Origin of the sequence: Xenorhabdus littoralis (genome assembly GCF_033949345.1) — a bacterium.
GTDB classification, from domain to species: domain Bacteria; phylum Pseudomonadota; class Gammaproteobacteria; order Enterobacterales; family Enterobacteriaceae; genus Xenorhabdus; species Xenorhabdus littoralis.
In genome coordinates, this window is the sequence record NZ_VCDP01000110.1 from 23,269 (window position 1) to 32,739 (window position 9,471).

General features: G+C 57.8%; 6 protein-coding genes. All 6 read left to right on the forward strand.

Annotation, left to right across the window (positions count from 1 at the left end):
• Position 1 precedes the first annotated feature (1 nt).
• Entirely contained in the window at positions 2–1,444 is a 1,443-nt protein-coding gene (tssA, locus tag FE394_RS18040; protein ID WP_319927718.1) for a type VI secretion system protein TssA, read from the forward strand.
• Positions 1,441–5,055, forward strand: coding sequence for a type VI secretion system membrane subunit TssM (gene tssM / locus FE394_RS18045; protein ID WP_419836362.1), 3,615 nt, complete (start codon positions 1,441–1,443; stop codon positions 5,053–5,055). The genes tssA and tssM overlap by 4 nt, the downstream gene beginning before the upstream one ends.
• Before the next feature lie 61 nt (positions 5,056–5,116).
• Entirely contained in the window at positions 5,117–6,565 is a 1,449-nt protein-coding gene (locus FE394_RS18050; protein ID WP_319927719.1) for a VasL domain-containing protein, read from the forward strand.
• Positions 6,566–6,881: 316 nt separating this feature from the next.
• Entirely contained in the window at positions 6,882–8,747 is a 1,866-nt protein-coding gene (locus FE394_RS18055) for a type VI secretion system Vgr family protein (RefSeq protein ID WP_319927724.1), read from the forward strand.
• Positions 8,748–8,787: 40 nt separating this feature from the next.
• Positions 8,788–9,243 carry a DUF1795 domain-containing protein gene (locus FE394_RS18060; RefSeq protein WP_319927720.1) on the forward strand — a complete coding sequence of 152 codons (456 nt, stop codon included), beginning with the start codon at positions 8,788–8,790 and terminating at the stop codon, positions 9,241–9,243.
• 13 nt (positions 9,244–9,256) lie between these two features.
• On the forward strand, positions 9,257–9,471 hold a 215-nt coding region (locus FE394_RS18065), incomplete at its 3' end, for a hypothetical protein (RefSeq protein ID WP_319927721.1).

Below are 9,471 nucleotides of genomic sequence, written 5' to 3' on the forward strand. Positions count from 1 at the left end.
CATGGACATCAGAACACAATTTGACTGGTTCGGCTCTCTGCTGGCCCCCTTGTCCGACGAACAGATTGGCAAGGCACCGGGCGATAGCGAACCCGCATGGGAATATATTGACGGCGAAATGATAAAGTTTGGTTCGCTGTCGCATGGCTCGCTGGATGTTGAAGAGATCCAACGAAAAGCGTTGCAGTTGCTGAGTGAAAATAGCAAAGACTTCCGGCTGATGGTTCACCTGTTGCGTACCTTGCAACATGCAGGTAACTCCGCTGAGTTGATCCTCGCTATGGAGCTGCTGACTGACTATGTCAAAAACTACTGGGAAAAAGCATCGCCGGCCAAACCGTTGATAAAACGCCGGTTGGCGCAGCAGGTGCTCAAGCGTTTTGACTCCGCGCAAAATAGCTTTATTGAGCAGGCGAGCAAAAGTGAACGGGATGAAGCGCAAGGCGCATTGGCTCACCTTGCCCAATGCTGGCATGCCAATGAACCTGAACTGGCCAAAGAAGTCGATCAACTGCGTGTTCGTTATAACCGTCAGGCAGAAATTGTACCGATGGCACCAACACCTGCCCCAACGGCTACGTCAGCCTCGACAGGAGACTCTGCGGCGCAAGCGTCCCAGACCTACGAAACATCGCCAATGCCAGACGTGGACGTCAATAGCTCAAGCGAAAAAGCGTGGAAGCAGACCCTGATGACAGTGGCTGACTTACTGTGTGAGCGGCATCCGGAATCGCCAGTTGGCTATTCTCTGCGTCGTCACGCAGTTTGGCACACCATCACCACGGCACCCACGGCGAATGCGACAGGAAAAACCCCGCTGGCACCCGCTTCGGCAGATCGTACCGCCGATTATCTGGCGAGATTGCCGATGGCAGACAACAAATTGCTCCAACAAATCGAGCAAAGTCTGACGCTGGCACCTTACTGGCTGGATGGTCATATCATTGCCGCACAGGTTGCCTTGCAATTGGGCTATGAAAACGTCGCGCAGGCCATTCATGACGAACTGAATGCCTTTCTGGAGCGGTTGCCCGGGTTAAAAGCCTTAAGTTTTTCCGACATGAGTCCGTTTATCTCTCCAGAAACCCTCGACTGGCTTGCACCTGAACCGATGGCAACGGGCAATGGCTCGGTTTCCGCTGATCAGGAAGCTATCTGGCAATGTTTCCAGCAACAGGGATTAGAAGCTGCCCTGAAAATGCTGGAAGCCCACCAGCAACAACTTACCGAGCCACGGGATCAATTTTACGGCCAACTGCTCAATGCCCAATTGCTTGAAGATGCGGGTATGACGGCGCTGGCCCAACAGCACTACCGGAACTTGTTACACACGGGACAACACATGTTACTCACTCAATGGGAACCCAGCCTGCTGACTTTACTGGCTGAAAAACTTCCTTCTCCTCCCAAGGATACGGCTTCAAACAGGAGCGTTAACCCATGAAATGGCCCTCTTTGTCATCTTTGGCACCCTTAAAATCGGCCTTGCCGGCGCTGGGGAAGTTTAAGTCCCTGCCGCGTTTCAAGGCAGGGATGGCGGTGATTCTGGCGCTTATCCCCTGCCTGCTCCTGATTGCAGTCTGGTGGTGGGGGCCGGAATGGAAAATCCGTAACGATTATCCGCTGGAAAGTCTTTCTGCCCGCTGGCTGGCAACCGCCATCATCATCATGATGGTGCTGTGCTGGATCGGCATGAAAGCGTGGCGTCGCTTGCGGACACTGGAAAAACTCAATCTGGATGTTGAACTGAAAGTGGTTGATCCGGTTCGGGTGGACATCGAACATCAGGATCGCTATCTGGACCACTGGAAATCTCAGCTACAACGCCATCTGGACTCGTACAATTACCTGTACGAACGTCCGTGGTACATGGTGATCGGCAGCCAGAGCAGCGGTAAAACCTCGCTAATCAAGGAAGGCTATAAGCTGTCCGAAATCGCGGCACCGGAATATCTGCGTCAGGACGGGGAACTGCCTCTGATGCTGCGCTGCTGGTTGGGGGAAAAAGCGGTCATTATCGACCCGAAAGGTCAGTTGATTGACCAACCCGTTCCTCTGAACAGCGATAAACCACAAATCAACAGCCGCCTGTGGGAAGCGCTGCTGAACTGGCTGACCGAAAACCGCCAGCGCCAGCCACTCAACGGCATCATTCTGACCGTGGATACCTTGCGCCTGCTGACCGATAACCGCGAACAACGTGAACGCTACGTGCGGGAACTTCATCAGCGCCTGCAAGACATCCGACTGACTTTCCACAGCCAGTTGCCGCTTTATCTGGTGATGACCAAAATCGACTTGTTGCACGGTTTTGAAGCGATGTACCAGTCGCTGGATCGCAAACTGCGTGACCAGATCCTCGGGGTGACATTCAGCCTCAACAACCGCGATGAAAAAGCGTGGCGCAGTGAGCTGGAACAGTTCTGGCAACAGTGGATGAACAACCTGAATACCGCCATGCCGGATATGATGCTGAACCACGTGGATGCCAACCAGCGCAGCGCCCTGTTCAGCTTCACCCGCCAGATTCAGGGATTGCACAGCTATGTTGTCCAGATGCTGGACGACATCCTGTATAACGACGAACACCATCGCCCGACACTGCGCGGGGTTTACCTGACTTCAGCGCATCAGGTGGGGCAGATGGATGACCTGTTCACCCAATCCGCCTCGGCACAGTATCATCTGGGTTCTCAGGCCTATCCGACCTGGCCGGCGGGCGATACCCTGCCGTACTTTACTCACGCCCTGTTCGAAGACGTCCTGCTGGCAGAACCCAATCTGGCGGCTGAAAACCGCATCTGGCTGAGCCGTAACCGCCGCCAGTTGTACACCTTCTCTACCGTCAGTGCACTGGTGACATTGGCGCTGTGGGGCGGCTGGCATTACTTCTACCAGAAAAACTACCGGGCGGGTGAAGAAGTGCTGGCGCAGGCGAAAAACTTCCTGTCCGTCCCGCCCCCAAAGGAAGATGACCGCTATGGTGACCGCCAGTTGCCTCAGCTGAATCCGATCCGTGACGCGACACTGGCTTACGGCAACTACCATGAGAAGAAATCCTTTCTGGCCGATATGGCGCTGTATCAGGGCGGCAGTGTCGGGCGGTATGTGGAAGAAACTTACCTAAAATTACTGGAACAGCGTTTCCTGCCGTCTCTGATGCACGGACTGCTGGATGATCTGAATCAGGCTCCCGCAGGCAGTGAGGAAAAACTCGAGATCCTGCGTGTGATGCGCATGATGGAAGATAAAAGCAAGCGTAACAGCGGACTGGTCGCACAGTATATGCGTGAACGCTGGAGCAAGGCGTTCCACGGTCAGCGTGATATACAGGATGCATTGCTGACTCATCTGGATTACGCGCTGGATCGTACTGACTGGAAAGAAAAACGTGACAAGGGCAATCAAGAGGCCATTGATAGTTTCGCCCCGTTTACCAAGCCGATCCGGCAGGCTCAGGACGAGCTGAGAGCCCTTTCCGTGAAACAACGGGTTTACCAGAACCTGCGTATCAAAGCACAGGATGCGCTGTCAGCACCGATCAATCTGCGTGACCAGATTGGTCCGAGTTTTGACAGTGTGTTTATTGCCAGCAATGAAAAGCGGTTGGTGATCCCGCAGTTCCTGACCCGTCATGGCCTGATGGATTACTTTGTCCGGCAGGGCAATGAGCTGGTGGAACTGACGGAGATGGACAGCTGGGTGCTGAACCTGAAACAGGAGCGGCAGGATAAACTCCGCGAGACAGAGAAAGACCAGTCACAGGGCTTATCCAATTACAGCGGAACGGATCAGGACAGGATCAAGAATGAAATCACGGAACTGTATGTCGCGGATTACACCGCTAACTGGCGGGCCGCGATGAACAACCTTGAAGTCCGTGATTTTGAAGATCTGCCGCAGGCCATCAGTGCCATCGAGCAGGTGATCAGTGGCGAGCAACCCATCAAGCGGGCGCTGCAAATCCTGAGTGACAACACCAACCCGCCATTGGCGGGCAATGCGTTGAGCGAAAAACAAAAAGAAGACTTGTTGAAGCAGGAAGACTACCACCTGTTAAACCGTATCAGCCGTGACTTTGCCCCGGAAACCGGGGTCTTGGTGGAACGCGGCGACAAGGGCAGTACGCTGCAAAGCGTCTACCAGAAACTGACGGCATTGCACCGCTATCTGCTGGCGATCCAGAACTCCCCTGTTCCGGGTAAAGCGGCCTTGCAGGCGGTTCAGATGCGTCTGGACAAAAACAACAGTGACGCGATTTTTGAAGTCCAGCAGATGGCAAAAACCCTGCCGGAGCCGTTGAACCGCTGGGTTGGTGAACTGGCGGAGCAGGCGTGGCGTGTGGTGATGATGGAAGCCATCCGTTCGCTGGAAGTGGAATGGAACGACTCCGTGGTCAAACAGTACAAGACGTATCTGGCGGGACGTTATCCGTTCAATCCGAAAGCCACCGAAGAAGTGCCGCTGAGCGAATTTGAACGCTTCTTCCGCCCGGACGGCACGCTGGATACCTTCTACAAGCAGAGCCTGAAACCGTTTGTGGAATACAACCTGACCACGGGCACGGACGGCAAGACGCTGATCCGTCCGGACGTCATGAAACAGCTGGACATGGCGAACCGCATTCGCACCACCTTCTTTACCCCCCAAAACGGTCTGGGGGCGCAATTTGCCATCGAACCGGTCAGCCTGACCGGCAACAAACGCCGGGCCTTGCTGAATCTGGATGGTCAGTTGGTGGATTACTCTCACGGCCGCAGTAACGTCGCGCGGCTTATCTGGCCGAACTCCATGCGCGCCGGCACCGAAAGCAAACTGACCCTGATGCCGGACCGCAGCAATCTGGCCCCGCGCTCCATCAGTTTCGTCGGCCCGTGGGCCCAGCTGAGACTGATTAACAGTGGCCAGCTGACCAATGTCCAGCCGGGCTTCTTTGACGTGCGTTTCAATGTGGAGGGCGGCGATATGACCTACCGCGTCTACGTGGATGAATCAGACAACCCGTTTGCGGGCGGGCTGTTCAGCCAGTTCAGACTGCCGGACACCCTTTATTGAGCCGCCGCGGTTCAGTTGAGGGGCGGGCCCCTTCTTTAGGGAAGGGGCGAGTGGGTCAGTCTTGAAAGCACAACTTCCCCTGCCTTCGGGCAGGGTTTTTTTTAAGGAGAAAAGCGAGAATATGAGCGGGCATCCTGAAAACCTCATCATCCGGGCGGGCGGCAGTCCGCTGAATCTGCCGGAATTTGCCGTTATCCGAGATGAAATCAACAAAACCAGCCATCCGGCCCAACCGGAAGTGAACTGGCCACTGGTGGAATCCCTGTCCCTGACGGTGTTCAAAACCAACGGCGTCGATTTGCAGACCGCCATTTATTACACGCTGGCCCGGATGCAACTGAACGGGCTGGCGGGTTTCACCGAAGGCTGCGAACTGCTGGCAGGGGTTATCGTCAGTGAATGGGACACCCTGTGGCCGCCCCAGCCGCAGGTGCGCACCGACCTGCTGGAATGGTTTCACTCCCGTACCGGCAGTGTCTTGCGCCAGCAGGATTTTGCCGCCAGCGACCTGCGGATGATTTACCGGGCGGAACGGGCACTCCAGCTGATCATTGACCGGTTGCAGCAATCCGACCTGAAACGTCTGCCGCGGGTGGAAAATCTGCTGTGGTTCTTCCAGAACGCGGCGAAAAAGCTGGAAAAACCGCGGCAGGCGGCGAAACCCGCCGCCCCGCCGATGCAGATGCCGCCACTGGTTTATCTGTCCCAGTCAGAGGCCGAACCGGAAACGCCGCCACCCCCGCCGCCCCTGCCCCGTCATGAGCCGCAGCCCGCGGCTGATACCCAACAACGGGTGCGGGTGCAGTTTCCTGAACAACCGCCGCGCGGCTTAAGCGCCTGGCAGGGCTTTGGCCTCGGTGCCTTGCTGGGTGTTCTGGTCTTGGTGGGCAGCTGGCTGCTGTTCTACAAACCCCTGCAACAACAACTCAGCGCCATGACCGAACAACCCGCCGGTGCCCGGCTGGCCTGGCTGTACCAGCCGGCGCTGGAAAACTATGCGTCCCAGCTTGAACGACTGGCAGAAACCCCGCTCTTGGCGACCTGGGAGGCGGCCCGGGCCTTGACGGACACTGCGGAACAACGCTGGCCGGCCTCCCCGGTTCAGCAACAAGCCACCCGCCAATGGCAGCAGCAGGTCACGGCCCGTATCGACAGTGTGCCCCTGAAAGGCAGCTGGGACACCACCCGCGACCGGCTTCAGCAGCTGTCGGACAAAATCCTGTTGCAGGAGCGGACCCGGGGCAGCTTCACGCTGTCCTACCTGAAAACCGCCATCTATGACATCCAGCGCAGCCACGGCAGTGACGTCCCGCTGGAAGAACTGCTGCGCCAGCTGAGCGTCTACGCGGCGAAAGGGGACAGTGCCCCGCCGGTGCTGCTCAAAGGCATCGATGACCGCTTTAACGCCCTGCTCGGCCGTTATGACCGGCTGCGTCAGGCGACAGAAAATCCGGCGGGCCACCCGACCCCGCACCATGAACAAGCCGTCACACCGGACGGCGGACATTAATCAGGGAGACATCCGTATGTCAATGAAAAAGAGCATGGCGAAACTGAAGAAAGGGCAGGCGCTGGTCCAGCAAGGACAGCAGGCGGCCCAAATAGCGAAACAGGCTACCGGCAAGCTGGGCGGCGGCGCAGCCAGTACCGCAGGCTTAATGCCGGGCGGCGGCTTTGCCGGCGGTATCGGTGGTGGTGCGGGAGGCGGCTCCGCCGGAGGCGCGGGTTTAATCTCCGGCGGTGGCTTTGGCGGCGGACAGGGACTGGCCGAGCGGGCTGCCGGTGGGCAGAATGCGGCCACCAAAGCGCTGCAAAAAGCCGGCCAGATGCTGATGGGGGGCAGTGACCCGAGCGGCCTGCAATTTACCCTGACGGCGGGGGGCCTGCCGCCTCAGACCTTTGTCGTCACCGACTTCACCCTGACGGAAGGGTTTTCCCAGCCGTTCAGCCTGAGTGTCGGGCTGGCAAGTGCCGACCCGGCCATCGACTTTCCGGCGGTACTGGATCGCAGCGCGACCCTGACCATCCTGCAGGAGGGTGTGGAACAGCGCAGCATCACCGGCATGGTGGCGCGTTTCGAACAGGGCAACACCGGGTTGCACCAGACCACCTACCAGATGACGGTCCGTCCTGACCTGTGGCGCACTACCCTGCGCCAGAACTCGCGCATCTTCCAGCAGCAGGACATTTCCACCATCGTCACCACCCTCCTGAAAGAGCACGGTATCCGCGACGTGGTCTTCAGCCTGCGCCATTCGCACCCCGAGCGGGAATTCTGCGTGCAATATCAGGAAAGCGACTTTGCCTTCCTGCAACGCCTGACCGCAGAAGAGGGCATCTTCTACTTCTTTGAATGCGGCAACGGGCGTAACACGCTGGTGTTCGCGGATGACGCCGGCTCCGTCCCGCCGGGCATCGTCATCCCGTATCAGCCGGGCGAAGGCAGCACGGTGGGCGACCCGTCCGTGGGCAGCCTGACCTGCAGTGCACAGGTCCGCCCGGCGCAGGTCGAACTCAAGGACTACACCTTCAAAAACCCGGCGTGGGCGGCCGAATTCCGGGCACAGATGAAGGAAGAAACCTTACAGGAGATGTACTACGAGCACTACGACTACCCGGGACGGTTCAAAGACGAAGTCCACGGCGAAGCCTTTACCCGCTACCGCCTTGAAGCCCTGCGCAACGACGCAGTGACGGGACAGGGCAGCGGCAACGCCATCGCCGTCCAGCCGGGCAGACTGTTCACCCTGACCAACCACCCGCGCCCCGACCTCAACCAGCCGTGGCAGGTGGTGAGTGCCAGTCACGCCGGCAGCCAGCCCCAGGCGCGGGAAACCGCCAGCGGCGACAGCGGCACCACCCTGCACAGCCACTTCAGCTTCATCCGCCATAACCAGCACTGGCGGCCGGCACCGTTGCCGAAACCGATTGTTGACGGCCCGCAAATCGCCAAAGTCGTCGGCCCGGCGGGGGAAGAAATCTTCTGTGACCCGTACGGCCGCATCCGCCTCCAGTTCCCGTGGGACCGCTATGGCAACAGTGACGACCACAGCTCCTGCTGGATACGCGTCACCCAACCGTGGGCCGGACAGGGCTGGGGCATGCTCGCCATCCCGCGCATCGGTCAGGAAGTGGTGGTGGACTTCCTGCACGGCGACCCGGACCAGCCGATCGTCACCGGCCGGACCTACCACGCCAGCAACATCCCGCCGGGGGCCCTGCCGGGCAGCAAGACCCAGATGGCCTTCCGCTCCAAGACCCACAAGGGGGAAGGGTATAACGAACTGCTGTTTGAGGACTCGAAGGGCAGCGAAAGGCTGTCCCTGCATGCGCAGAAGGACATGCACACCACGGTGAAAGACAACCAGAGCCTGGTGGTGGAAGCGGGGAATCGGACGCTGACTATCCAGACCGGCGATGAGCATAAGACCGTGACACAGGGCAACCTGACAGAGACCGTCTGCCTGAAACGCAGCACGGAGGCAAACTCGGTACAGGTAAAAGCCACGGCAGGAAAAGGGGGAGAAGGGACTCAACTGTATGAAGCGCAGGATGACATCACCCTGAAAGTGGGCAGCGGCAACATCCAGATGACGAAGACAAATATCAAAATTTCTTTTGGCGGCTCCAGTATTGAGCTGAATGCCAGTGGCATCACCGTGCTGGGCGGTCAGATTAACCTGAACAAATAAAGCGTATTGGTTTTTAAAATTGCAGCAAAAAGGATTGACGATGAACAATAAACTTGATCTATCCCCTTTCCACTTCAACGCCGGCACGATCATGCTGCCAACAAGCTGGCAGGATGCGAGCATTCTGGTGCTGAACAGCGCAGATGAAAAGAACGGCACCAGCTTTACCATCTCCCGGGACAATTTGCCGTGGGGACTGGCGTTCAGCCAGTTTGCAGAGCGGGAAATGACCGCGATTGGCAAACAGCTGAAAGAGTATGCCGCGATAGCCCATGAATCGGGTGAGCTGAACGGGCTGGAAACGGAAACCTTTGAGTTTCGCTGGCGTGCCCCGAGTGGCGCGGTGCATCAATTAATGATGATGCTGAATACCCCTAAAGAAGTGTTGATTTTCACGGGCACCTGTCAGGGGGAAATGACAGGCGAACAGCGGGCGCAGATGCAAACGATGATGGCCACCTTCCAGCTGCGCGGTGAGCAGAAGGATAACCCATAACAGGGAGAGAAACATGAGCGTTTCACAGAATGTCATTATGGGGGCCGCGGCGGCACAGCGGCCTTATCAGCCTCCCGTGGCAAATCATCGTACATCGCCGGCACAGGGGGGCCGGTCTTCGCCGGTACCCCCCCGGACAGAAAAATCGACCCCGGATAAGGCACTGGAATTTCTGCAAAGTGAAGCTTTTGATAATGCAACATTAGCGGCAGGGGGGGCTTATGCGGT